Here is a 25998-nt window from a genome sequence, read left to right on the forward strand (position 1 = left end):
CGAATACAATCGGCTAAATTCGGCGATATCGGCGAAATGTATTCGAAAAATCATACAGAATTGGGCCTGATGCGGGTGAAATCGAGCTACAACGGTTTCCCATTCAACGTCGGCGGGTCCTCGGGCTTCATCTCGGGACCGAAATCGTCCGTCGCTGCGGCAGGGTTGCCGTCCTGGTTCCAGGCGTCTTTCGTCATGAAGGCGCCTTTTCGGCCTTCGTTGGTGGAGTCCTTGGCCTTGGCCCGCTGCAGCTGAGTGTAGTCCTCATTTTTGCTCATCTTAGGCACCTCCTTAGGTTTCGTGTATCGTGGGTGGTTATTTAGTATTCCCAAAGATCATTTCCTCAAAAAAGAAAATCCGCCAAAGCTCGAACTCTTTGGAGTCCAAGCCTTGACGGGTCCCTATCTCATGATCGTTCAGCTTATTGCGCCTTCACGAACTCGGCCGCCTTCACGCCGGCCTGACGTCCGAAAATGATAATATCGGCCACGGAGTTGCCGCCGATCCGGTTATCCCCGTGCAACCCGCCGGTAACTTCGCCAGCGGCAAACAGACCTGGGATCGGGTTGCCTTCTTTGTTCAATACTTCTGTGTTGGTGTTGATTTTCACGCCGCCCATGGTGTAGTGGATGCCGGGAGCAATTTTGATGGCATAGTACGGTGCGCCGGACAAATCGTTATCCATCCCGGTGGTTCTGCCGAATTCGGCGTCATTTTGATTCTGAACAGCCGCGTTCCAAGTTTCTAACGTTTGCGCCAAAGCATTTGCCGGTACACCCATCTTTTCGGCCAAAGCTTCAATCGTGTCGCCCTGGAGTACAATGCCCATCTTCTCATATTGTTGGATCGCTTTAGCTCGGGATTTCACACCGGAATCAAAGACAAGGTAGGCGGACTTCTCAGGCAGGGCATTGATCGCGTTGGTCACTTTATCGCGCGTGTCCATTTCATTAAAGAAACGCTTGCCTTCGCTGGAAACAAGGATCGCGCCTTCGCCGCGCACGGCTTCACCGATCAGATAAGATTTCTCCTGTTGAACAGTCGGGTGAACCTGGATCTGATCCATATCAACGGTAACGCCGCCCAATTTCTCAATCATCGTAATGCCGTCGCCGGTGCTGCCAGCTTGGTTGGTCGTGACATATCCCTTTAAGTCCGGTCTAAACTGCGTGATCATTTCCGGATTGGCCCCGTAACCGCCGGTCGCCACGATGACGGCTTTGCCGGTAATCGTTTTTTCTTCGGTATCGTTCAGGACCACCTTCACGCCGTTGACTTTGCCGTCTTGCTGAGTAATCTCCTTGACATTGGCGTTGACGAACAACGGAATGCCTTGTTCTTCAACGTTTCGGACCAGGCCGTCCACCAGGTATTGTCCCACGGCGGAGCCGTCTTCCGGACGGTGCGTGCGTTTTTCGCTCATGCCGCCCGTAATCGTGAGGTTATTCAACCGAATGCCAATGGAATCGAGCCAATCGATCGCGCCTGCGGAATGGTCAACGAAGAAACGCAACAGTTCGGTATCATTTGTATTGTGGCCACCTTTTAGCGTCTCTTCATAGAACTTGTCGTTGCTGTCTTCAATGCCTTGTTCCTTTTGGAATTTCGTCTCCGAGGCGTTCATGCCGGAGGACGATTTCGTCGTGTTACCGCCGGCCACCGGCATTTTCTCGAAGATAACGGGGTTCATACCGTTGGCTTTCGCTTCGAGTGCTGCGGTCATGCCAGCACCGCCTGCGCCGATGATAATGATATCGTAGCTGTCCTTCAATTGATCGTGAGGCGTATAGCTTTTTTCGGATGCGCCGGCTACGGCTTCGGCTTCGTTTTCTTTGGCTTTGTCCGTCTGTCCGCCAGCCTGCGTCTGGTTCTGATCCTGAGCCTGGTTCTGAGGCTCATTCCCATTGTTGCCGCATCCCGCGATGACAAGCATCAAGGATAAGACGAGAATGAGTGCTGCTGTAACTTTCTTTTGCATGATAAACCCTCCACTTCTGTCTATATCGGGGTGCTGTTTCTCTTTCGTTCCCCTTGGAGAGGATAACATAAGGGCATACCATAGTAAGTGAACCATTTCACAATTCGACAAATTTTGATATCCCAGCGTCCGGTACCCAGCGTCCGGTAAAAACAAAAAGGCAACTCCGTCAGCCAGGTTAAATTGGCTTGGCGGAATTGCCTTTATTTTTGCATGATCTATACAGCTTCCATCTTCTGCGCGGTATACAAGCGGTAGTACAGACCACGTTTGGCCATCAGCTCATCATGCGAGCCGGATTCGGCAATCCCCTTGTCGGAGACATACATGATGCGGTCGCAGTTCTTCACCGTCGACAGCCGGTGCGCGATGATAAACGAGGTGCGTCCCTTGAGCAGCTCGTTTAAGCCTTGCTGAAGCAGGCGCTCCGTCTTGGCGTCGATCGAGGAGGTCGCTTCGTCCAGGATCAGAATGCGCGGATCGGCCAGCAGCGTCCGGGCGAACGAGATGAGCTGCCGCTGTCCTTGGGAGAGCTTCGAGCCGCGTTCGTTCACCTCGGTGTAGTACCCTTGCTCAAACTCGCGGATGAACTCGTCCGCGCAGACCGTTTTGGCCGCGGCGATGACTTCCTCCTCGGTGGCGTCCAGCTTGCCGTATCGGATATTATCCATGATCGTACCCGAGAAAATAAAGCTATCCTGCAGCATTATCCCCATCTGGCTGCGCAGCGACTTCAACGTCACTTGAGAGATGTCGTGACCATCGATCAGAATCGCGCCTTCGCTCACATTATAGAAGCGCGAGATGAGGTTGACGACCGTGGTCTTGCCCGCGCCCGTCGGTCCGACGAGGGCGATGCTTTCCCCGGCTTTTACCTCGAAGTTCAGGTGCTCCAGAATGTTCAGGCCTGGATCGTAAGCAAACGTAACGTCTTTGAATTGGACGTTGCCCTGCACCGGCGGCAAAGCCTTCGCCCCCGGGACATCGCTGACCGTCACCGGTTCATCCATCGTTTCGAAGATCCGTTCCAGATAAGCGACGGCGTTAATGAAGTTGTTATACAGCTGGGACAGGTTCAGGATCGGTTGCCAGAAGCGGGCCGCATAGTTACTCATCGCAAGGATGACCCCGAAGGTCACGCCTTCCGGACCCATCGCAAGCAAGCCAACCATATAGATCAGCGTCGTGACGATCGTCGCCAGGTTGTCGACGGAGAACGGGATCAGGGCGTTGTAGCGAAGCGCCCGCATCCATTCCTTGCGGTAGTTGCCGGCCAGGCGGGTAAAGATGCCTTCGTTATGCTTCTCGCGGGAGAAAATTTGCGTCACGCCAATCCCGCTGATGCTCTCCTGCAAATACGCGTTCATGTTGGAGCTTTTGTTGGAAACAGCCTGCCATGCCCGGCGCTGCCGGGTTTTGATCAGCAGCATAACGCCGAGGAACACCGGCAATCCGGCCAAGGTGACGAACGACAACCGGACATCCAACGCAAACATAAACACAGCGATAAAGATCAAATTGACGATCTCCAAAATAAAGTTGATGATCCCGTTGGACAAAACGTCCGATACGGCGTTAACGTAGTTGACGACGCGGATCAGGATTTTCCCTTGCGGGCGGTCGTCGTAATATTTAAACGGCAGCTGCTGCAGATGCTTGAACAGATCCGTACGGATATCGAAGATGATATCCTGGCCGACCCGGGTCATGATCCGGGAGCGGATCGTCGCCAGCTCGACGCTGACCACGATCGTGAGCAGCATCAGCGCAGACCACCCGACCAGCGCACCAAACGCTTTCTCCGGAATCGTCACGTCCACAACGTGTTGAATAATGAGCGGCGCCGACAGCGCGATTGCAGCCGACAAGGCGCTCAGCACAAACGCGATGATCATCGGCTTCTGCTGTTTTCGGATGTACACCATGGCACGTTTGAAGTGCTTTATGTCAAAAGGAGACTCCAGATTCTCATCCACATCGAACTTATTTCTGGCCATGGGCGCTCACCGTCCTTCCGATCCCTTCATTTTGAAGCATAAATACATCATAATAATAGCCGCGTTTCGCGAGCAATTCCGCATGGGTGCCTTCCTCGATCAGCCGTCCGCCGTCCAGGATCAGAATGCGGTCCGCTTCGGCCGTGGTCGACACGCGCTGGGCAATGATCAGCTTCGTGCACGGGAAGTTCAGCTCGCGCAAGCTCTTCTGGATATGCTCCTCGGTTTCCAAGTCAACCGCGGAGGTGGTGTCGTCGAGGATCAGAATCGGTCGGCGCACCGCCAGCGCCCGGGCCAGCGCAATCCGCTGCTTCTGACCGCCGGATAAGCCGACGCCGCGTTCCCCAACGATGGTGTCATACCCTTCCGGCATTTTCGTAATAAAATCATGCGCAGCAGCGAGCCGGGCATACTCTCTCGTTTGTTCCTCCGGCAGTTCGGGATCGCCGTAAGCGATATTTCCGTCGATCGTATCGGAGAACAGCAGCACGTCCTGGGTCGCGATGCCGATGTTGCTGCGGAGCTCATCGAGCTCCAGGTCGCGGACGTCCACGCCGTCAACCAACACTTGCCCGTCGGATACGTCGTAAAAGCGGGGGATCAGGTTTACGAGCGATGTTTTGCCCGAACCGGTTGAGCCCATAATGGCGATCGTTTCCCCCGGATTCACCGAGAAGCTGATATCGTGAAGCACTTCATTGCTGTCATATTTGAAGCTGACATGCTTGAATTCGATCCGTCCTTCGTAACGGCGCTTTTCGATCGCTTTGTGCTCGTTTACGATTTTTGGTTTGGCGTAATAAATTTCTACAATTTTACTTAAGCTGGCGAAGAAACGTTGAATATCGTTAATGATAATGCCGATGTTGCGCATCGGGTTGGATACGGCCCAGATCAATGCGGAGAACGCGGAAAATTCCCCGAAGGTAATCCGTCCCTGCATGACAAAATATCCGCCAGCCAGCATCAGGATCACGTTAAACGCTTGTGCGAACGTCTCCAGATACGGGAAGTAGTCCAGCCACACGAGCGCGGCTTTCTTGTTCGCTTCTGAGAAGTGAATGTTCTTGTCGGTGAACTTCTCAATTTCAAATTCTTCACGGGCAAAGGCTTTAACGACGCGGTTCCCCGAGATGTTCTCTTGGGTGATCGTGTTCAGTTGGGACAACCGCTCGCGCAGATCCACGTACATTGGACGGACCTTTTTCGCGAAGATGTAAGCCACGATGAAGATCGGAGGCGCCAAGATCAGCAGCCACAGCGTCAACACAGCATCAATTGTGAAAAAATAAGCGACGGCCGCAACAAAGATCGTCACCGATTCAATAATCGTCTTGATAATCCACGCCATCGAGTGCCGCACCATGTCCAGGTCCCCGGTCATCTTGGTCATGAGGTCCCCGGTCCGGTTATGGTCATAGTACTCCATATCCTGGCCTTGGATTTTGTTGTAGAGGTAGATGCGGACTTTGTACAGCATATTTTGCGAAGCCTGCTCGTATTGCATCGTCGTCAAATAAGCAAGCCCCGTCCGCAGCAGAGAGAAACCAATCATCCCCAAGCAGAGCATGATCAGCAGTCCCCGTTGCTGCGATAAATTTTCCATCGCATGTTCACCTGTGATAAACGTGTCGACAATGCGTTGGCCTATGTACGGATTGATAATCATGAGCGAGGAGCCCACGACGGAAAGCACCAGCGCCGTGATATATCTGGCCCGGTTGCCCTCCAAATTCTGCCACAGCCATTTGAGTTCAAACAATTCTGATCACCCGTTTCTGTTTGTTGTTGCAAGCTGTCAAATGCAACCCCGTTTTCGCAAATCATCGTGATTATACCACAACCGTTCACAGGTAAAACCCGCATATTCCAGCGTGTTGTCACGTAGGTTAGCGTTTTCGTGATGGGATCGCCTCTTTGCTTTTATTTCGGTAAAATCTTTAGAATATGAAGTGAATAGCTCCGATTTTGCAGGCCGATATGAAAAAAAGTGAAGGAGGGATTGCCATGGTCGAAGATATCGTCATCGTACCGTTAACCGCTGAAGATCGAGAGGAAGCCTGCCGGGTATTCGAGCAGACGATTCCAGAGGCGTTTGCCGCGGAAGAGCTTGGACATTTACATTTAATAGAAGATATCCGCGAGGAAATTGAGGGGAAAATCCAGCTGGTGGACGCAGCGCTTGGGGCTGCACCTGGCTTTGATTCACGCGGGGATGGGCCACAAGCGGTGGAGAGCCCTGTCTTTTTCCTCGCTGCGAAGATCGCTCGGGAGGTGGTCGGCATCATTTCCTTTGGCCCTTGCGGGAAGGAAATCAGGGAATGTACCCAGCACGCGTTGGACGAGGTTGGCGAGCTGGGGAGCTTGTACGTGCTGTCCGCCTATCAAGGACAAGGCATCGGATCGGCTTTGATCGAGGCGATGGCGAAGGCGCTGCGGGAGCGGGGCATCGAGCGGTTCTGCCTCGACAGCGGCTACAAGCGGGCGCAGCAGAAGTGGCTTCGCAAGTTCGGTGAGCCTTATGCCGTGGCCAAGGACTACTGGGGGCCGGGGCAAGACCATATGGTATGGTTGTGTCAGGTGGAGGACTACGTGGTGCGCAGGTAGGGTTTCCGACTTCACTCGGTGCTGAAATAAGGGTAAAAAGTGGTCTTATTCTTCAAAATCAACACGTTCCTCGTAAAATAAGGCCCTAAAATGCACTAGCGTTGCATTAAGACTTCTTTCTGCTTTGATTCAGACAAATACAGAACAACGATATAGTATATATAAACCATATTAGTATATATTTTACAGACACACTTTGCTTAAATTTGAAAAAGTTTAGAGGGGATTAAACCCGCACGTTACCCATTTTTTAAAATTTAAGTATTTAGTTCAATACTTCTACAATGATTCGTGGCTTCATCGATTTGTTCGCCTGCTTGGGGGGCCGACCGTTTCGCTTCGTTCGTCCTTTTGAACTCCGTGTGGGCTTTTTGAATAAGGCTTCATGCAGCCTAGTCCATGACCGATCGGCATAGAGTCGAATCAATCGAAGTAACTGCCAAACGGTTTGCTTGCACTCTAGCTTCAGGCGTAGCAACAGGCACAGAGCATAGGATATCAACGCGATATACATCTGGTTCCAGATGGCTTCTGCGGTGTACCCATGAGGCTTCACTAAACGGAGGTGTTGCTTAATCCATTTAAAGAATAGCTCGATTTGCCAACGATGCCGATATACATCTGCAATTTGGTGCACGGATAAATCCATGCGACTTGTCACAAGGCGATATAAACGACCTTGCTGATCCTGAAACTCAATGAGTCGCAACTTCATTTGCTGCCCTGGCAGAGTTACATCCGCATCCCGAATGAAATCTCCCCGCTTGGGAAGAGCCCGTTCCTTGAGGATCGTCAATCGGGTATTATCCTTAACCCGAGCCACAAACTTCATCCCTTGGTCCACCCAGGCTTGAAAATGCTTGTGCACCTGATAGCCCCGGTCCATCACATAGGTCACTTCTTTATCGACCGTAAAGTTTGGGGCAACTTCGTGGTCTGCGACATCTTTGGTTGAGGCGATGATTTTATCTGGAACCATCGTCTTCGCGTCGACGACTAGAAGTGAAGTGTGCATTTTCACGCCGTGATTGGATGCAGAGCAGTAAGCCCATTTGGAAAGAATCGCTGGCAAGGTGATTTGAGTAGAATCCATGATCGCGAGCTTTCCGATCTTAGTCGTGATTCCTGGCTTATTCTCCGTTAGTTGTTGGATTTGTCTCGTTACTTGCATGAAAAGCAGGTGAAGGTTCTCTAGGGGAAGCTTCTTCATTTTCCGCGAGAGTTGGGATGGGCTTATGCTTTCAAGTCCACCAAGTATCGCTTGAAAGTCTTCATTGGCTTCAAGATGCTCGGACATTTCAGCATAAGACTCTCGTTGCTGTAACTGGGCTTCAATGAACAGCAGTAGGGAAGAACCGACAAAAAGCTTGCGAGCACGATAATCCAAAACGCTATCTCGGGAAGAATTAATATTTAACATTTGTAGACATTGACATATGACACTTAAATTTGTACTGTTATCCATAGAAATCTCCTTTTGTTGAGAGGTTGATGGATAACCTTTGGATCAACTCAACATTAGGGGATTTCTTTATTTTTGTACATGAAAACCAGCCTATAATTTGCAAATTTAGTAAATTGTTGATTTGAAATATCGTTTGAAAAGTTAATGCAACGCGAGTGCCTAAAATGTCCTTATTGATCTCAAATCGGGCCAATACGGGACATTTCAGCCTCTTTTCCTCCAAATAAGACCCTAAAAGGGCCTTATTTTCTTCATGGAGTGCAAAAGGGCGGAAATAACGCCACAAAAGGGCCTTATCGGAATGCTCTGCCGAAATGAGAACGGTCGGCCATCGCGCATGCACCGAACCGGTCCGATCCAACGATAGTGTAAAATCTCTGTGGGTGTAGGAATTGGAAAAAGCGGATATAGAAAAAGAGCTTCTCCCTTGGTAAAGTGATGTTTGCGCACAACACACCAAGAAGGAGGAAGCTCCTGTGAGCCACTTTACCACAACAATGCCGACGATGAAAGAGATTGAGCAATGGATTTTCCGGAAAATGCAGGAGGAATTCGCTCGTGCGATGAAGCAGGTACTGGAGGCGCTGGATCAGCAGATCCTGGAGCAACGGGACCGAGAGCGTTATCGAGTAAAGGACGAGCGTGAAACAAGCGTCAACACAGTGTTCGGGAATGTGCGCTTTAAGCGGAGATTGTACTGTGACCGTAGAAGCGGCAAACACGTGTATCTGCTGGATCAGCTGTTGCAATTCGAAGGGCGCGGGAAAGTCAGTCCGCATTTGGAAGAGACAGCAATCGCATTCGCAAGCCAAGGACCGTCGTACCGGGACAGCGCAAAGCGGCTGGAGCAGCTTTTGGGCTACAATGTGCTGAGCCACCAAGCGATCAGGGAAAAACTGATGGAGCGTGCGCAACAGCCGATGCCAGCGGTGAAACGGCGCGCTGCCCGCGTGCTGTTCGTGGAAGTGGATGGGCTGTACACGAAGCTGCAGCGGAGCAAAAAGCGCGGGATGGAGAACGCAATTGCAGTCGTACACGAAGGCTGGGAGAAGAACGGCAAGCGGGTACAGCTGAAGAACAAACAGCATTACCTGCATACGAGCGGCGGCGACTTCTGGGAAGGGTTCGGGGACTTTCTGGTGGAGCGTTACGAAATCGACGAGAACACGTGGCTTGTGGTGAACGGAGACGGCGCGGCGTGGATCGGGGAATGTACATCCTACTTTCACCAATGTCTGTACATGCTGGACCGCTTTCATGTGGCGCGTGATTTGAAACGCTTTGTCGGTCATTTGCCGCAGGTGTGGGAGAGAGTGAGACGGTCTTTGGCCAAACAGGATGCAGCCGCGCTTATGGCGGTCCTGGAAGGCGTGTCGGAGCAAGAGATAGCGGAAGAGAACCGGAAGGATTGGAAGCCGTATAAAAGATTTCTAAAGCGGCATGAGAAGCATTTGGACGACTACCGAAAAACACTCCAGGCGAAGGGGATCGACACAAGCGGCATGCGCCCGATGGGAAGCGCGGAATCGCAGATGCGTATATTCGCCAAGCGGACGAAGCGTGGCGGGTACAGTTGGAGTGAGCGAGGCGTCAGGGCGATGCTGAGGACGATGATGAGGATTCAAGAAGCGGGCACGGTGGTAAGAACGGTTGAAGGACAAGCGAGTAAGCAGGCAACGCCGCAGCAGTCGATAAACATGCGGCAATTGCTCAAGAACGTGACGCAACCGGTCAAGGGTTGTATCGCTGGAATGATTCGCATGCTGCAAGGACCGAAGCAAAGCAGCACAACGGGTATGGCACTCAAAGCACTTCGCGGATAACGGCAAAAAATTCTGACAAATCACTTGTGTTTGATGAAAGAACGAAGCAAAGCGCTTACAAGGAAGAGGTTCCTTCGGGGTTCGCGTTCCAGGCATCTTAAATGACTGCCCACGCTAGCTTGACACTGACCGATCCAACTCTCCATTTGCCGGGTTACCTGTGAAGTGTTATATTGGTAAGATTGGTGGAACGAGCTTCAAGCCTTGGGCACTTCCTGCCAAAATTAGCGATTCCGGCAGTAAGGCCGGCAAGGAGTTATTATGCAATTTAAAGAACTGAACCTGATCCCTTCGATCTTAAAAGCGTTGGAGCAGGAAAACTATACGGCACCTACGCCGATTCAACAACAAGCGATCCCGCCGATTCTCAGCGGCCAAGACTTGCTGGGTTGCGCGCAGACCGGTACGGGGAAAACCGCAGCATTTGCCATCCCTACACTGCAGTTGCTGCATAAGGATGGCGCCCCGCGTGCAGGCCGGCGGAACATCCGCGCGCTTGTGATCACGCCAACCCGCGAGCTGGCGCTGCAGATTTACGAAAATTTTTGCGCCTACGGCAAGTACCTGCCTCTGAAATGTGCAGTTATCTTTGGCGGCGTGTCGCAGAAACCGCAGGAGGCCGCGCTGCAAAAGGGCGTAGACATTCTGGTAGCCACGCCCGGAAGGCTGAACGATCTCATGCAGCAGAAGCTGATCGATCTGAAGAACGTGGAGCTCCTGATTTTGGATGAAGCGGATCGCATGCTGGATATGGGCTTTATCCACGACGTCAAGAAGATCATCGCCAAGACACCGTCCCAGCGGCAAACCTTGCTCTTCTCCGCCACGATGCCAGATGCGATCGCGCAAATGGCCGATTCCATCCTGAGAAATCCCGTCAAGGTGGAGATTACGCCGGTTTCCTCAACGGTGGACACCATCGGGCAGTATCTGTATTACGTGGACAAGGGCAACAAGAGGGATCTGCTGATTCATCTTTTGAAAGACCCGTCCATCGAATCCGCCATCGTCTTTACGCGGACCAAGCATGGGGCGGACCGGTTGGTGCGCCACTTAACGAAGGCGCAGGTCAGCGCCAAAGCCATCCATGGCGACAAATCGCAAGGCGCTAGGCAGACGGCTTTGCAAGATTTCAAGAATCGCACCTTGCGCGTCCTGGTTGCTACCGATATTGCGGCACGGGGCATCGACATCGACGAGTTGTCTCACGTCATCAACTATGAGCTGCCGAATATTCCCGAAACATACGTCCACCGGATCGGGCGGACCGGCCGGGCCGGACAAAGCGGCGTCGCCATTTCGTTCTGCGATTTTGACGAGAAGCCGTACCTGGCCGATATCGAGAAATTGATCGGAAAGCGGATCCCTGTCATTAAGGAGCACCCTTATCCGATGCAACAGACCGCCTTAGCTCCAAAGCCGGTGCAGCCGGCAAGGGAGTCCAAGAAGCGCACGGAATCCTTGAACACCAAACGTGTAAGACAATCCCGCTAAATGAAGAAGGAGTTGCGCCTCCCATCTTGATGATGGTACAGGGCAACTCCTATTCTTGTAGGTCTTCCTAAGGCTCATTCCCCGCCCGACAACAACTTCAGCAGCTTCTGCGGAATGTTGAACTTCTGGTTGTCGATGAGCAACTGGAACTCTTCGGAGGCTTCGACTTGGTGAGCGTGCTTGATTTCCTCCATTTCCTGCTGCAGCTGTTCCATTTTCAAGTCCAGCTCGTAGGCGGTGTCGGCGGCGTTCTTGAGATCCTGGAGCAGACGATCCGGTACGGACTCGTTGTATTTATAGAAAATTTTGTGCTCCAGACTGGCCCAGAAATCCATGGCAATGGTGCGGATCTGAATTTCGACGCACACCATTTCCTCGCCGTCTGACATGAACACCGGCACTTCGACCAGCATGTGCAGGCTTTTGTATCCGTTCGGCTTGGGGTTCTTGATGTAATCTTTGATCGTAAGGATCTTCAGGTCCTTCTGCGCCTGCAGCATTTCGCTGATCCGGTAAATGTCCGAGATAAACGAACAGGTGATGCGAATGCCGGCGATGTCGCGGATACTGCGCTTGATATCCTCTAAGGAGGAAGCGCCGCCTTTGCGGTACAGCTTCTTCATGATGCTTTCCGGAGACTTGATTCTAGACTTCGTATGCTCGATCGGATTGTAGTCGTGGAGAAGCTGAAACTCCTCCTGCAAAATTTCGATTTTTGTCTCCACCTCGTGGAGAGCAAATTTGTACATCATCATAAATCGGGTCAACGACTTCTGCAAGGCCTTCATTTGCTCTAAGGGGTTCACAAAAGAGTGATTTATCATTAGGGGCTCCGTCCTTTAACATTGTTCATCACATGATTTCCATTTCCATTATAGCTTAGGAGACAGGCCAGATGCCAGAAAGGGGGATATCATGAGCGAACGCCCCTGATTGATTGTACTTACGAGGTTTGCAGCAGGGGCAACGCGTCCGTCAATTGGATCTTATACGATTTGACCAGGGTCTCCCCATTGGTGGTATCAGCTTCGTAAGCCCGTTCGAATCCGAGGCTCTCATACAGCTTCACCGCAGCGGCCATCATGTCCGACGTATGTAGGTACAGCGTGCGGGCGCCCAGCTCCAGGGATCGGCGGGCGGCCTCACGAATAAGCTGCTTTGCAATTCCGCGTCTGCGGGCATAGGGGGATACGGCGAGCAGCCGGATGATGGGGGATTGGATGCCTAGGTCCGATCTCCCATAGGCCGCTTCCGAGTTCAGGAACAGCTGCACGCTGCCCACGATGTCTCCGTTAAGCTCGGCGACAAGGCGGGCATAAGGGCCGTTGCCGTAGACAGAGCTTCGGATGTTCTCGCGATATTCCTCCCACCGCTCACGGGGCATATCAAACGCATATTGCCGGTAAGCTTCCAGCATCACCTTGGCAATTTGTTCCCGTTCATCCTCCCGGGCATCCCGGATTAACACTTCCTGCTCTAAACGGCTCATCTCTCCAACACTCCTTATCGAAGTAATTCATTTAACATCCCAATCAGGTGAAGTGAAATCAGTATAGACTAAATACCGACTAACCGCATCGGAATATAAAAATATTTACACAGACATTAAAAAATTCTATATCGAACGATTGACAAAAAGTGGCGGGCTCCCTAAGATTAAGGATAATTTTAATAAAACCGCCTATATAGATTGGTATAGTAAGAAATATAGAGTAATTAGGGGAGGGATCTTTTTGAACATCGATCATATTGAGGCGTTTGTATACATCAATCACTACGGCAGCTTCAACAAAGCGGCGGAGGTGTTATTTCTTTCGCAGCCGACGGTGACCGCGCGGATTCAATCGCTGGAGCGGGAGCTGGATTGCCGATTGTTCGATCGCTTGGGGAAACAAATCCAGCTGACGGAGAAGGGAAAACAATTTCTGCCTTATGCCCAGCAAATCCTCCAGATCTACCAAAAGGGAAAACATCATCTCCATTCCCGGCCGGGTACCCCTGAGGAGCTTCGGATTGGCAGCACCGTTTCCGTGTCCAACTATTTAATGCCGCACCTGCTCGTGCTTCTGCATCAACGCTTTCCGCTGATCAACTTCAAGGTGACAACCGGTCCGACTGACGTTCTGGCAGGCAAGCTGGCGGCCAAGGAAATCGATGTAGCATTTGCACGCAAGCAGATGAGTCCGTCGTTCCAATCCTATCCTTTCTATGATGATCCGATCCGGCTATACGTGTATAAGGATCACCCGCTTGCCGCTGCCGGAAGTGCATCCATCCGCGACATCCGGCGGGAACCGCTGGTGTTCTTCGAATGCGGCTCCCTCGACTGGATGCGAATTCACCGCGCGTTCGAAAGCCTGGAGCAGCCGCCAAACATCGTGTTTCAAGTCGATAATGCCGAGACTGCGAAGAAGCTTGTGATCAGCCGGGCCGGCATCTGCTTTCTCCCTGGGTTGTCCGCCAGACAAGAAGTGCAGGAGGGAATCCTCGTGCCGGTAGACATCCTTGAGACGGCAGGCGTTTCTTTACAAACCCACCTTATCTCCTTCAGCGGTGAAAACAACGTGTTTTTGGACGCTTTGTTAGAGCTAGGCGCTTCTCCTATCGACGATTTGCATGTACCCATAGAAAAACTCGATTAGACGTGTAACAAAAATCACAGTAAAGTAGTGTCAACATAATCCTGACTAAACTTATAGGTATTGTAAAACAAAGATCACCGTGAATAAGGAAGGGGTTAGAGACATGAAGAGATGGTTAAGTGCAGCGGCCGTACTGGTGTTAGCGGGGGCGCTGGCAGGATGCGGAGCGGGAGCGTCCGGCGGGACGGAAGCGAAGGATACGGCGGCGAGTGCGGACACGGGGGAAGTGAAGAAAATCATCGTAGGGACGGGCACAGGCTTTCCGAAAGTATGCTTTATCGACGAGAACGGGAAATTAACCGGATTTGACGTTGAGCTGGTCCGCGAGATCGATCAGCGTCTTGAGGAATATGAATTCGAGTTCCAGACCCAGGAGTTTTCCAACCTGCTGCTGAGCTTGGAGACGAAGAAGATCGATTTTGTCGCTCATGAGATGGAGAAGAACCCGGAGCGGTCCGAGAAATACCTGTTTAACAAAGAGCCCTACGCGCACTGGAGAAATAAGATCATCGTCGCGAAAGACAACAATACGATTCATTCCTTGGATGATTTGAAGGGGAAGAAGGTGTTGACCTCACCAACCAGCGCGCAGGCACAAATTTTGGAGAACTACAACAAGGAAAATAACAATGCTATCGAGATCGTGTACCAGAGCGGTGCAGCCAACGATACGGTCAGCCAAATCACTTCCGGCCGCGTCGAAGCCACATTGGGAGCGGACTTCTCGCTGTCGCTGATCGATCCTCAAGGCAAGCTGAAGACGACCGGGGAGGAGCTGTCACAAGCCGATATTCTCTTCGTCTTCCGCAAAGACGATCCGGAGGGACAGAAGCTGGCGGATGCGATCGACGGGGTCATCAAGGAATTGAAGGCGGATGGAACCTTAAGCAAGCTGAGCAAGGAATGGCTTGGGGAAGACTTCACTAGCTAATCAACAAGGCGGGAAAGGAGGGAGATTTTCGTGGGGGCACCGTTTGATTTTTCTTTCGTGATCAGCGCCTTTTCGAAGCTGTGGTCGACGCTGGGCGTCACCTTGCTGATTGTGGGCGGGTCGCTGCTGACGGGAATGATCGTCGGGTTTGTGATCGCGTTCCCCCGGCTGTATCGGATTCCGGTGTTGCAGCAGTTTTCGAAGGTATATGTCTCTTTTTTCAGAGGGACGCCGATCTTGATCCAATTGTTCCTGTTCTACTATGGCTTGCCGGAGCTGTTGAAGCTGGTCCACCTGGATATCTCCCGAGCGCCCGTGTTGTTCTTCGTCATTTTGACCTACGGCCTGCATACCGGAGCCTTTATGTCGGAGATGATCCGCGCTTCGGTGACGGCCGTGGATCGGGGACAGGTCGAAGCAGCCTATGCGATTGGGATGAAGGGGCATCAAGCATTCACAAGAATTGTATTGCCGCAAGCGTTGGCGGTGGCGGTGCCGGTCTTCTCCAATATGGTGATTGCCTTGTTGAAGGATACTTCGCTGGCGTTTACCCTTGGCGTCATGGAACTCACCGGCAAAGCCCAGACGCTTGGCGCGCTTACTCAGCATTTTATTGAAGCGTATTTGGCTCTGGCGTTCATCTATTTGGTCGTGAGCTTCACATTAGAGAAGCTGCTGCGGGCCGCCGAACGGCGTTTGCTGAAGCATGAGCAGCCGGATGGAGCGGAGAGAAGGAGATTCCGGATCGAGCGGAAGCCGTCGCTGAGAGGCATGTTTGTTGGGCTCGGCGCAGAAAAAGGAGGCGCAAAACTATGAAAATCGACCCTTCTTTTGTCTGGACGGCCTTCGTTCAGCTGTTGTCGGCGATTCCCACCACCTTAATGATCACCGCCGTGTCCGTCTCGGTTGGGTTTGTCATTGGCGTGATCACGGCGCTGTTCCGGCTGTATCGGGTTCCTGTGCTGGGGCAAATCTCCACCGCTTATGTCACCTTTATTCGCGGGACGCCCATGCTGACGCACTTATTGCTGATTTACTTCGGGTTGCCGGTCATTATTGACGGCTTATCGGAGGGGTTCGGCTGGGGCTTTAAGTCCGCCTCCATTCCGATGATTGCTTTTGCCTATATTTCCTTTTCTATCACGGCCGGGGCTTATATGTCCGAGGTCGTCCGCTCGGGGCTGCTGGCGGTGAACCGCGGGCAGCTCGAAGCGGCCTATTCCATCGGGATGACGACGTTTCAGGCGCTGCGGCGGATCGTGTTCCCCCAGGCGCTGGCGTTCAGCCTGCCGAACCTGTCCAACTCGGCGATCGGGATGCTGCACGGGTCGACGCTGGCTTTTACCGTATCCGTCGTGGATATTAACGCGAAAGCGCAAATCGTTGCCTCGACCAACTGGAAGTTTTTTGAGGCCTATGTTGCGGCGGCGTTGATTTTCTGGGGGCTGACCGTCCTGATCGAACGGCTCACGGCGCGGCTCGAGAAACGAATCCAACTTTACAATCGGGGGGGAGTGGCATGATTCAGCTTCGTCAATTATCCAAGTCTTTTGGGCGCCAGCAGGTCTTAAAATCGATTGATCTGACGGTGAACCAAGGCGATGTCGTAGTCATTCTGGGACCAAGCGGCTCCGGCAAAACGACGCTGCTGCGATGCATCAACTATCTGGAGAAGCCCAGCGGCGGCGAGATTGCCATCGGCGATTACCGGGTGAACTGCAGCCGCGCGACCAAGAAAGACATTCATGCCCTCCGGCAAAAGACGGCGATGGTGTTTCAGCAATATAACTTGTTTCGGCACAAGACGGCGCTGGAGAACGTGATGGAAGGCTTGGTGATCGTCAAAAAAATACCCAAGGAAGAAGCCAAAGCCCGCAGCATCGCTTTGCTGGAGAAGGTGGGGCTGGCCGGTAAGCTGGACGCTTATCCAAGCCAGCTGTCCGGAGGCCAGCAGCAGCGGGTGGGCATTGCTCGAGCACTGGCGCTTGAGCCGGAGGTTATTTTATTTGACGAACCTACGTCGGCGCTGGACCCGGAGCTGGTTGGCGAAGTGCTGGAGGTCATTCGCAAGATTGCCAAGGAAGGGATCACGATGATCGTCGTGACCCATGAGATGGGGTTTGCCCGGGATGTGGCCAACCACGCCGTATTTATGGACGGCGGCGTCATCGTGGAAGAAGGGAGCCCGGCGGAGCTGCTGTATCATCCGCGTGAAGAGCGGACGAAGCAGTTTCTGAAACGGATTACCCCTGAGCCGAGCTATAGCATTTAAGCATTTAGGATTTAGGAGGCGACTGAGAGATGGGACTCACGATTAGCGTGTTGGATCAAAGCCCGGTTTACCCGGGGGAGAGTGCGGAGCAGGCGTTTAAGCATACCGTATCGCTGGCCCGCAAATCCGAGGAGCTGGGGTTCCGGCGGTTCTGGGTGTCTGAGCATCATGATTCGGAGCAGGTGGCCGGTTCCTCGCCCGAGGTGCTGATTTCCTACCTTCTGGCGAAAACGAGCACGATCCGGATCGGCTCCGGCGGCGTGATGCTCCAGCATTACAGCCCGTATAAGGTGGCGGAAAATTTCAACGTGCTGGCTTCTCTGGCGCCGGGGCGGGTCGACCTTGGCGTTGGCCGGGCTCCAGGAGGTTTGCCGAAGAGCACGCAGGCTTTGCAGCAAGGCGTAAGGGAATCGGCGACCTTGACAGACAAAATCGTGGAGCTGCGCAAATACGTGCAGAACCGCCTGGAGGCGGACCATCCGCTGGCCGGATTGCGCGCGGCCCCGCTCCCGGTGGAGGCTCCTGAGCCCTACGTGCTTGGGGCGAGCGTGGATAGTGCGCAAATCGCTGCAGGACTAGGCTTGCCTTATGTGTTTTCCTTGTTTATTAACGGGGATCCGGCGATTGCGCTCAAGGCGATCCAAACCTACCGGGAGAGCTTTGAGGCGTCCCACGGTACCGAGCCTCAAGTCATCCTGGCGTTGTCCGTCATCGTCGCCGAATCTGAAGCGGAAGCCGCCGAGCTTGCCGGCAATCAGAAGGTTGTGAAGGTGCGGCTCGCCAGCGGCAAATTGGTGACGCTTGGCACACGGGAGCAAGCGGAAGAGTTCGGCCGTCAGGCCGGAGAGCCCTATACGATCGAGGAGCAGGAGCCTTGGATTGTTAAAGGGACCAAGGCAACGGTCCGGGAGCAGCTGTTCGCGCTGCAGAAGGACACCGGCATCGAGGAAGTGATTGTCACCAGCAATATCACGCCTTTCGAGAAGCGAGTCCGCTCCTTTGAGCTGCTTCGCGAAGCATTAGTCGAAGTGACGGTGGAGGCGTAACATGTCTAACGATACTTATACGACTCAAGAGTTGTCCGGTACAGCGGCAGCGCGGTTCGTAGAGATTCGCCGGGAGTTGCACCGGTACCCGGAACTGTCAAACGAAGAGTTCGAGACGACCCGTCAAATTCGCGGCTGGCTGGAGGAAGCGGGCATCCGGATCCTGGACATTCCGCTGACAACGGGGCTGGTAGCCGAGGTTGGCGGGCTCCAGGGCGGGCCGGTCATCGCGCTTCGGGCGGATATCGACGCACTGCCGATTCAGGAGGAGACGGGACTCCCGTTTGCTTCGGCGAATCCCGGCAAGATGCACGCCTGCGGGCATGATTTCCATACTGCCGCCCTGATCGGTACGGCGTATGCGTTGAAAGCGCGGGAGGCAGAGCTGAAGGGCACGGTCCGGCTGATCTTCCAGCCAGCCGAAGAGAAGGCCAAAGGCGCGCGGCAAGTCATCGCCAGCGGGGCGCTCGACGGGGTGCAGGCGATCTTCGGCATGCACAATAAGCCCGATCTTCCCGTCGGGACGATCGGGATCAAGAGCGGCGCGCTCATGGCCGCCGCCGATGGCTTTGTTGTAGAGGTCGCCGGACGGGGGACCCACGCCGCCGTGCCGGAAGCCGGCAACGACCCGATCGTCACCGCCGCGCATCTCGTGACGGTGCTGCAATCGATTATCAGCCGGAACGTCGGCTCCCTGGAGAGTGCCGTCATCAGCGTCACGAAGCTCCACAGCGGCACGGCATGGAACGTCGTCCCTGAAACAGCGCTGCTGGAGGGCACGATCCGCACCTTTGATGAAGAGGTGCGGCGGCGGGTGCTACAGCGCTTCGAAGAGGTGGTTCAAGGAGTGGCGGCTGCATTTGGCACGACAGCTTCCGTCCGCTGGATCGAAGGGCCGCCGCCCGTGCTGAACGATCCCAAGCTGGCGGAGCTTGGGCTGGCGGCCGCAGAGGCGGCGGGGTATCAGGGCATCATGCCGGTTCCGTCGCCGGCAGGAGAGGATTTTTCGTGGTATCAACGGGAAGTTCCGGGGCTCTTCGTCTTTATGGGGACGGATGGGCCGCAGGAATGGCATCATCCAGCCTTTGATCTTGACGAGCGGGCGATTCCGGTAAGCATCGGCTTCTTCACGAAGCTGGCGGAGCTGGCATTGGAGGAGCTGGCACGGGATAACCGCCGGAAGGAAGGCGCGTCCCGATGAGCACGCCCGCCGTTTATGACGTCATCGTCGTTGGCGCAGGCTCCATGGGGATGAGCGCCGGGTACTATTTGGCCCGTAAGGGGCTGCGAACGCTGCTGATCGATGCTTTTGATCCGCCGCACCGGGAAGGCAGCCATCACGGCGAACCCCGGCTGATCCGGCATGCTTACAGCGGAGATCCCGTGTATACGGAATTGGCGGTTCGCGCCCACCGCTTATGGAATGAAGTGGAGGAGCTGACCGGAACTCGGCTGCTGGAGCCGTCCGGCGTGCTGAATATCGCGGATCGCACCATCTATTCCTTTAAGGAGCGAATTGCGCAATCGGAGGCGCTGGGCGTCCGTACGGAATGGCTGGATGCGGCAGAAATCCGCGCCCGCTGGCCAGAGCTGACGATCCCGGATTCGTTTGAGGCGATGTATGAGCCGGACGCCGGGTACTTGTACAGCGAGCGATGTGTGGAGGCGTATCGCAAGCTGGCGTTGGCGCAAGGCGCGGAGTTGCTGACGTACGCCATCGTGCGGGATTTGAAGGTACACAGCGGAGCAGGCGGCGTGACGGTTTATACCGCGGACGACAAGTTTCATGCCGGGGCCGTTCTGCTTACTGCCGGGGCATGGTTCAGCACGCTCGCCCCGTTCGTCAACCTTCCCATTCGCTCCGTGCGCAAGGTGGTCGGGTGGTTTGAAACCAGCGGGCCTGGCTTCGACGCGGGACGTTTTCCCGGGTTTACATTGGGAACGCCGGAGGGCGGGTTTTACGGGTTCCCGAATATCTGCGGAGCCGGACTGAAGATCGGTCGTCATGACGGCGGGGTCCCTTGGACTCCGGGGGAGACGTTGGCGCCTTTCGGAAGCCGGCCCGAGGATGAAGCAGATCTGCGCCGTGTGCTGTCGGCCTATATGCCGAAGGCAGCCGGCCGCTTAAAGCAAGGCGCGGTCTGCAAATACGAGATGTCGCCGGATGAGGACTTCATCATCGACCGACATCCCGAACACCCGCAGGTGTGGGTGGCGGGTGGCTTTTCCGGACATGGCTTCAAATTTGCCAGCGCGATTGGGGCACGGCTTGCAGACTTAATTGCAGAAGGGAAGAGAGATGACTCGCTGCGACCGTTTGCGCTGGATCGTTTTGGCCAGTTGGCGAAATAGCACGATGCGTGCTGGCCCGGATTGGGCTGCTCGCAGTGCAAGGAGACTGATAAGGGAAGAAGCTAACTTTGAATCGGAGGCGATGGCATGACGAAAGTAAATTTTGAAGCTTTTTTAAATACACATGGGCAGCTCGTTACGGCGATTGACGGCCTCAGCGAGGAGCAGACCACTTGGAAGCCGAAGCCGGAGAGCTGGAGCGTACTGGAGGTACTGACCCACTTGGTGGATCACAGCATCGTTGTCTCTTTTCGGATCCGGGATATTCTGGCGGGGACGGAGGCGCAACTGCCGGCCTTTAACCAAGATGCGTGGGTCAGCGGTCAATATGCCAACGCGGGGAAAGTCTCCGATGTGTTGCAGACCTTCCATGCGTTGCTGCTATACAACAGCCTGCTGTTAAGCCGTTTGGATGCGGAAGACTTAGAGAAGACTGGCGTGAATGCCAAGGGAGAAACGGTCTCCGTCAAGCAAATTGTCGAAGGCTTTACCAACCACGTTCAACGTCATTTGGGGCAAATCGATCGCATTAAACAAGCCGCCGGGTTTGCCCTAAGCAAGAGCTAAGGGCTAGGAAACGAACGATACCCAAACGATAAGGAGGAACGAGATCATGGCGAAACCAAGACAACTCAAATTAGGCGCATTATTACACGGGGTAGGCGGAGGAACTTCCCTGTGGCGCCATCCAGACGTGCAAGCGGATGCCAGTGTCAATTTTGACGTATATAAACGTTGGGTGCACAAGGCGGAGGCCGGCAAATTCGATCTGGTGTTTATTGCGGACGGCTTATATATTACGGAAAAATCGATCCCGCATTTCCTGAACCGGTTCGAGCCCTTAACGCTCCTCAGCGCCCTGGCGTCGGTCAGCAAGCATGTGGGGCTGGTTGGAACGTTGTCTACTTCGTACAGTGAGCCGTTTACCGTTGCTCGGCAGTTCGCCTCCTTGGACATGATCAGCGGCGGGCGCGCAGGCTGGAACGTCGTAACCTCCCCGTTGGAAGGCTCGGCGTTGAACTACGGGAAGAAGGAGCATCATCCGGATCATGCCAAGCGTTATCGGATTGCTACTGAGTTCTTGGAGGTGGTCCGCGGTCTGTGGGATTCGTGGGAGGATGACGCCTTTGTGCGGGATAAGGAGACGGGGGTATTTTTTGATCCGAATAAAATGCACACCCTGAACCACATCGGTGAATTCTTCTCGGTGAAGGGGCCGCTGAACATCGCGCGCTCCAAGCAAGGGCAACCCGTGATCTTCCAGGCGGGCGCCTCGGAGGTTGGCAAAAATTACGCCGCCAAGCATGCGGACTCCGTATTCACCGGACATGAAACCATCGAGGACGCGAGAATTTTCTACCAAGACGTGAAGTCCCGCGCAGCATCGTTTGGCCGGAAGCCGGAGGAAGTCCTGATCTTCCCGGGAATCAGCCCGATTCTGGGCCGCACGCCGGAAGAAGCGGAACGCAAGTATCAAGAGGTTGCCTGCCTGGTGACGATCGAGAATGCGCTGGACTATTTGGGCCGCTTCTTCGAACATCATGACTTCTCCCAATATCCGCTGGATGAACCGTTCCCGGATCTCGGGGACTTGGGCAAAAACAGCTTCCAAAGCAGCACAGATAAAATCAAACGAGACGCCAAGGAAAAAGGCTTAACGTTAAGACAAGTGGCGCTTCAAGTCGCAACGCCGCGCGGCGGTTTTATCGGGACGCCGGAGCAAGTTGCGGACCGAATTCAAGCCTGGTTCGAGGGAGGCGCCGCCGACGGATTCATGATTGCTGCTGCCGTTCCGAACGCATTGGAGGATTTCGTGGACCTGGTCGTACCGATTCTGCAGGAGCGCGGTCTGTTCCGGAAGGAATACGAAAGCGATACGCTGCGCGGCAACCTGGGCCTGCCGATTCCCGAGAACCTGTATACGCTGGAGCGGAAGGCGGTAGCAGCTAAGTCTTGAGGCGGGTAGTGGCCTGCTGAGGTGGGAAGATAGCTTAGCAAAATCAGAAGATCGATCATGATAGGAGGAGATCCAATTATGAGCAAAATCGTTATTCTCGCAGGGAGTCCTACACTAGGTTCACGGTTGTTCGGATTAACGGATTATGTACAGGAGAAGTTGAAGGAGGCGGGCCATTCTATCAGTTGGTTCTCGGCGGCGGAGCTGCCGGCAGAGGATTTGCTCCGGGCAAATTTCAACAGCGAGGTTGTGAAGGAACTGAACGCCGCGGTTGAAGCGGCTGATGCCGTCATCATCGCCAGCCCGGTCTATAAAGCCTCTTATTCCGGGGCGCTGAAGACGATCCTGGATTTGATTCCGCAAAAAGGGCTGCAAGGCAAAGTGGTGCTGCCGCTGTTCATTGGCGGGACGATCGCGCACTTGCTGGCAGTGGATTACGCGTTGAAGCCGGTGGTTGCGGCGCTTGGCGGAACTCATATTCTCAGCGGTGTATTTGCCGTCGATCAATGGGTTAGCCGGTTGGAGAACGGCGGGTTTGCGCTGGAAGAGCAGCTTCGGGTGCGGCTGAATGAGGCGGTTCGCGAATTAAATCGTGAATTGGCCGTAGTCCGCTACAGAAAAGAGGAACAGGAGCAAGTTGTGGAGCTGGGTTAGTTATTCTACTCGATTTTTCATATAGATTTCGGGGAATTGGCCTCAAAACGTGTTAATCTACATGAAATTTCATATACAATCCGCGAAAAAACGCCAAACCGCAGAAATATGATCGATTTTTCAAGTACATTTATGGCGCACGGCTCTCTTTAAATCAGAAAAAGCTTCCTGCATCCCTTCAGGCTGCGAGGAAGCTTTTTTGCTGTGCGTTCAGCCGCCCAGCTGCGATTTTACTTGCTGCACTTCTTGATCGTCCGCCATCATCGCCGGTTGGTAGAATCCCTTGGACCGAGCCAGTTGGAACAGCTCGTATTGCGATTTCTCGCAATTGTCCCGAATTTGCTGAATTGTCGATCTCAGCTGGGGATTTGCACATTCGGAAATGACGCTGGAATAGGTGGTCAAGCTGCTTTTGACCATGGACAACGCGTCGTTCACCATTTCTTTATCCTGCATCATCGTGTAAAGCTCCTCCTAATTCAGAAATGACATTAGCTGCTGCTTTGTATTTAATGCGTCCTGGGCTGATTTTTGAAAATACGCTTTGACTTGCGGATCCACGGATTGCTGCGCGTAGGCGAGCATTTTTTGATGTGCCGTTTCATGAGCGCCGATCAGGTGTCGCAAGCTTTGCAGCTCCTGTTGATTGATTTGGGCCATGCCATTTGCTCCTTTCAGGTGGTATTCGCTGGTTATTGTTTGCGAAACCTGCGCAAATATGCGGGGGAGTTGATTTTTTCATGGAAAAAAGAGGCGTGTCTGTGAAGAAAATGTGACGAACTTTAGGGAGAAATAGGCCATATGTGTCATGCGCGCTATCAAGTTTGTGACCAGAATCACAAATGCCGTGCCATGTGAACTATTAAAATAGTCACTGTGATTTTGTGGAAAATCGTTAAAAATAAAGATGTAAAGGCAGGCATTATTTAGATTAATTCCAATGAGGCCATTCGTGCACCAGGATATCAATCTATGAAAATATAATTCAAAGGTGGAATCATCATGTCTAGGCGAGGTAGTGCATTCCAATTATCTAAGAGATTCAGGTTCCATTCGCTAACCGGCAAAATGCTTGGAATGATCGTGCTGCTTATGACGATTTGTGCCGTTTCTTTCACACTGGTGTCCTATTACGAGGTCCAACGATCCATGACCAGTCAGATGAAGAGCGACGGGACTACCCTGGTGACGAATATTAAACGCGAAATTATCAGCAATGAAATGTTGGATATGGAGCAGCTGCAGAAGATGTTCCAAATCATCATGGAGGAAGGCAACGGGAACCTCGTTTATGTCTCTCTTTTTGATCCCCAAGGGAATTTGATCGTATCGGATAACAGTCAACTTCCAGGGAAGTCCGCAAAGGAAGTAGACGCTGTCACTTCTGCCTCGGTCACGAAGTCAGACGTGGATTTGACCACCATTGTTGCGAACCAAGAGACAACGGGCAAAATGCTAAAGATGGCCAGCGGTGAGAAGGTTTATAATATTTCGACCGAATTTACCTATAACCAGGAGCTTTCCGGCGCATTAAATGTGGGGATTTCGCTGGAAAGCATGAACGAGCAAATCCGCGACGCGTTGATCGAAACCATCGGCATTTCGCTTTTGATTATGCTGCTCGCGATTGTCTTGGGCCTATTTATGGGACATCGGATGATCCGTCCGATTACGATGATGTCCAAATGTATCAAACGATATGCCGCAGGGGATTTTACCGAAGAATTTCACCATCATAGTCAGGATGAAATCGGCAAAATGGCCGAGGATCTAGCCCATATGCGCAGCAAGCTGGGCGGGATGATGGAGAACATCCAGCTCCGTGCCGGCCAAGTCACCCATGGTTCGCAGCAGCTCTCGTTGATGATTGGGGAGAGCTCACAGGCGGCGAAGGAGATTTCAACGGCGACGAATGCGCTGGCGACAGGATCCAGCGATCTTGCGGTGAATGCGCAGGAGGGGTTTGAGCGATTGCATAGCTTGGCTGAAGAGATTCTTGCCCTGACCGCGCGGGCAGATCAGATGAAGGCAAGTATTGAAGAGACGCAGGAAGCCAACCAAACCACGCTGAACAGCATGAAACTATTGCAGAAGGCGATCCGTGAAAACGCCGAAGTCAGCGTGAACATCGAGGAGCAGGTGAACGACCTGAGCGACAAATCGCAGTCGATCACCCAGGTGACGACCGTGATTAAGGCGGTTGCCGAGCAAACACACTTATTGGCGCTGAACGCTATGATCGAAAGTGCAAGGGCTGGCGAACAAGGTCGGGGCTTTGCGGTAGTGGCGGAGCATATTCGCAAGCTGGCGGAACAAACGACAGGTTCGGTGCAGGGGATCGAGGAGATGGTGCGGGACGTGGCTGCTGCGGTTGAGAAGACCCGGGAGTATATGCACCAGGGGACCGAAGTCATTACTCGGACGAGCGAGGTGTCGCGGGAGACGGGACAAGCGTTCCGGCAAATCGATCAGACGATCCATCAGATGATTGCAGGCATGCAAGAGCTGATCGAAGGCATCACGCAAGTAAACAGCGACAAAAACGAAGTGATCGGCACCATCGAAAACATCTCCTCCATCGCCCAGGAATCTACGGCATCGACTGAGGAAATCTCGGCTTCTACCGAACAGCAACTCGCCAGCATGGAGCAGGTGTCCGCTTCGGCCGTCGAGATGAAAGAGATCGCCGACGATTTGCATCGGATGGTGGGACAATTTAAGTTCTAAGTTGATAGCCACCAAGAACACCCCGTTTCTCTCAATTTTTTCGGAGGAACGGG

24 protein-coding genes are annotated in these 25998 nt (G+C 53.5%); 15 read left to right on the plus strand and 9 right to left on the minus strand.

The genetic code is table 11. The annotated features are described in order from the left end of the window. Window positions 1-86: 86 nt before the first annotated feature. The 4 genes from ACL02P_RS22385 to ACL02P_RS22400 all read right to left on the minus strand — a co-directional run bounded on the left by ACL02P_RS22385 (window position 87) and on the right by ACL02P_RS22400 (window position 5737). On the minus strand, window positions 87-278 hold the full coding sequence (locus tag ACL02P_RS22385; RefSeq protein WP_323075792.1) for a hypothetical protein: 192 nt from the start codon (window positions 276-278) through the stop codon (window positions 87-89). 143 nt (window positions 279-421) lie between these two features. After that, on the minus strand, window positions 422-1978 hold the full coding sequence (locus ACL02P_RS22390; protein ID WP_009224575.1) for a flavocytochrome c: 1557 nt from the start codon (window positions 1976-1978) through the stop codon (window positions 422-424). 218 nt (window positions 1979-2196) lie between these two features. Continuing rightward, on the minus strand, window positions 2197-3975 hold the full coding sequence (locus tag ACL02P_RS22395) for an ABC transporter ATP-binding protein (RefSeq protein WP_009224576.1): 1779 nt from the start codon (window positions 3973-3975) through the stop codon (window positions 2197-2199). After that, window positions 3962-5737 (minus strand): ABC transporter ATP-binding protein, encoded by a 1776-nt coding sequence (locus ACL02P_RS22400; RefSeq protein WP_260069729.1) that lies wholly within the window; start codon window positions 5735-5737, stop codon window positions 3962-3964. Before ACL02P_RS22400 ends, ACL02P_RS22395 begins: the two co-directional genes overlap by 14 nt. 245 nt (window positions 5738-5982) lie before the next feature. Between ACL02P_RS22400 and ACL02P_RS22405 the strand changes: the two genes are divergently transcribed. Next, window positions 5983-6582: a GNAT family N-acetyltransferase gene (locus tag ACL02P_RS22405; RefSeq protein WP_412838106.1), complete on the plus strand. Its 600-nt coding sequence runs from the start codon at window positions 5983-5985 to the stop codon at window positions 6580-6582. 265 nt (window positions 6583-6847) lie between these two features. Here ACL02P_RS22405 and ACL02P_RS22410 read toward each other — a convergent pair whose 3' ends face one another. Next, window positions 6848-7969, minus strand: a complete 1122-nt coding sequence (locus ACL02P_RS22410; protein ID WP_412836828.1) for an IS4 family transposase — start codon at window positions 7967-7969, stop codon at window positions 6848-6850. Between the two features lie 554 nt (window positions 7970-8523). Between ACL02P_RS22410 and ACL02P_RS22415 the strand changes: the two genes are divergently transcribed. Both ACL02P_RS22415 and ACL02P_RS22420 read left to right on the plus strand, forming a co-directional pair. Further along, window positions 8524-9870, plus strand: coding sequence for an ISLre2-like element ISTco1 family transposase (locus tag ACL02P_RS22415; RefSeq protein WP_260072014.1), 1347 nt, complete (start codon window positions 8524-8526; stop codon window positions 9868-9870). Window positions 9871-10131: 261 nt separating this feature from the next. Next, window positions 10132-11364: a DEAD/DEAH box helicase gene (locus ACL02P_RS22420; protein ID WP_009224579.1), complete on the plus strand. Its 1233-nt coding sequence runs from the start codon at window positions 10132-10134 to the stop codon at window positions 11362-11364. 74 nt (window positions 11365-11438) lie between these two features. On the opposite strand, the gene ACL02P_RS22425 is transcribed toward ACL02P_RS22420, so the two are convergent. Then, window positions 11439-12188, minus strand: coding sequence for a GTP pyrophosphokinase family protein (locus tag ACL02P_RS22425; protein ID WP_009224580.1), 750 nt, complete (start codon window positions 12186-12188; stop codon window positions 11439-11441). Between the two features lie 119 nt (window positions 12189-12307). Beyond that, window positions 12308-12853: a GNAT family N-acetyltransferase gene (locus ACL02P_RS22430; RefSeq protein WP_127576342.1), complete on the minus strand. Its 546-nt coding sequence runs from the start codon at window positions 12851-12853 to the stop codon at window positions 12308-12310. Between the two features lie 244 nt (window positions 12854-13097). Between ACL02P_RS22430 and ACL02P_RS22435 the strand changes: the two genes are divergently transcribed. From ACL02P_RS22435 to ssuE, 11 genes are all read left to right on the plus strand, one after another. After that, complete coding sequence (locus tag ACL02P_RS22435) at window positions 13098-14006, plus strand: LysR family transcriptional regulator (protein ID WP_412838107.1); 909 nt, start codon at window positions 13098-13100, stop codon at window positions 14004-14006. A 103-nt stretch (window positions 14007-14109) separates the two neighbouring features. After that, window positions 14110-14937, plus strand: coding sequence for a transporter substrate-binding domain-containing protein (locus ACL02P_RS22440; RefSeq protein WP_412838108.1), 828 nt, complete (start codon window positions 14110-14112; stop codon window positions 14935-14937). A 30-nt stretch (window positions 14938-14967) separates the two neighbouring features. After that, window positions 14968-15753, plus strand: a complete 786-nt coding sequence (locus ACL02P_RS22445) for an amino acid ABC transporter permease (protein WP_009224585.1) — start codon at window positions 14968-14970, stop codon at window positions 15751-15753. Further along, window positions 15750-16460 (plus strand): amino acid ABC transporter permease, encoded by a 711-nt coding sequence (locus tag ACL02P_RS22450; RefSeq protein WP_009224586.1) that lies wholly within the window; start codon window positions 15750-15752, stop codon window positions 16458-16460. Before ACL02P_RS22445 ends, ACL02P_RS22450 begins: the two co-directional genes overlap by 4 nt. Further along, window positions 16457-17209 carry an amino acid ABC transporter ATP-binding protein gene (locus ACL02P_RS22455; protein WP_009224587.1) on the plus strand — a complete coding sequence of 251 codons (753 nt, stop codon included), beginning with the start codon at window positions 16457-16459 and terminating at the stop codon, window positions 17207-17209. The genes ACL02P_RS22450 and ACL02P_RS22455 overlap by 4 nt, the downstream gene beginning before the upstream one ends. A 29-nt stretch (window positions 17210-17238) precedes the next feature. Further along, window positions 17239-18255, plus strand: coding sequence for an LLM class flavin-dependent oxidoreductase (locus tag ACL02P_RS22460; RefSeq protein ID WP_412838109.1), 1017 nt, complete (start codon window positions 17239-17241; stop codon window positions 18253-18255). A gap of 1 nt (window position 18256) precedes the next feature. Next, window positions 18257-19456 (plus strand): amidohydrolase, encoded by a 1200-nt coding sequence (locus ACL02P_RS22465; RefSeq protein WP_412838110.1) that lies wholly within the window; start codon window positions 18257-18259, stop codon window positions 19454-19456. Continuing rightward, window positions 19453-20607, plus strand: coding sequence for an N-methyl-L-tryptophan oxidase (solA, locus tag ACL02P_RS22470; protein ID WP_412838111.1), 1155 nt, complete (start codon window positions 19453-19455; stop codon window positions 20605-20607). The genes ACL02P_RS22465 and solA overlap by 4 nt, the downstream gene beginning before the upstream one ends. A gap of 87 nt (window positions 20608-20694) precedes the next feature. After that, window positions 20695-21174 carry a DinB family protein gene (locus ACL02P_RS22475; RefSeq protein ID WP_326249759.1) on the plus strand — a complete coding sequence of 160 codons (480 nt, stop codon included), beginning with the start codon at window positions 20695-20697 and terminating at the stop codon, window positions 21172-21174. A 46-nt stretch (window positions 21175-21220) separates the two neighbouring features. After that, window positions 21221-22564, plus strand: coding sequence for an LLM class flavin-dependent oxidoreductase (locus ACL02P_RS22480; RefSeq protein WP_412838112.1), 1344 nt, complete (start codon window positions 21221-21223; stop codon window positions 22562-22564). 78 nt (window positions 22565-22642) lie between these two features. Then, window positions 22643-23218, plus strand: a complete 576-nt coding sequence (ssuE, locus tag ACL02P_RS22485) for an NADPH-dependent FMN reductase (protein WP_412838113.1) — start codon at window positions 22643-22645, stop codon at window positions 23216-23218. 210 nt (window positions 23219-23428) lie between these two features. Here the strand turns inward: ssuE and ACL02P_RS22490 are convergent, their stop codons facing one another. Next, window positions 23429-23677 carry a spore coat protein gene (locus ACL02P_RS22490; RefSeq protein WP_085170805.1) on the minus strand — a complete coding sequence of 83 codons (249 nt, stop codon included), beginning with the start codon at window positions 23675-23677 and terminating at the stop codon, window positions 23429-23431. Between the two features lie 15 nt (window positions 23678-23692). After that, window positions 23693-23878 (minus strand): hypothetical protein, encoded by a 186-nt coding sequence (locus ACL02P_RS22495; protein WP_009224602.1) that lies wholly within the window; start codon window positions 23876-23878, stop codon window positions 23693-23695. Window positions 23879-24220: 342 nt separating this feature from the next. Between ACL02P_RS22495 and ACL02P_RS22500 the strand changes: the two genes are divergently transcribed. Further along, entirely contained in the window at window positions 24221-25945 is a 1725-nt protein-coding gene (locus ACL02P_RS22500; protein WP_412838114.1) for a methyl-accepting chemotaxis protein, read from the plus strand. The last annotated feature ends 53 nt before the right edge of the window (window positions 25946-25998 follow it).

The organism is Paenibacillus sp. MB22_1, assembly GCF_047200555.1.
In the GTDB taxonomy this organism is placed as follows: Bacteria; Bacillota; Bacilli; order Paenibacillales; family Paenibacillaceae; genus Fontibacillus; species Fontibacillus phoenicis.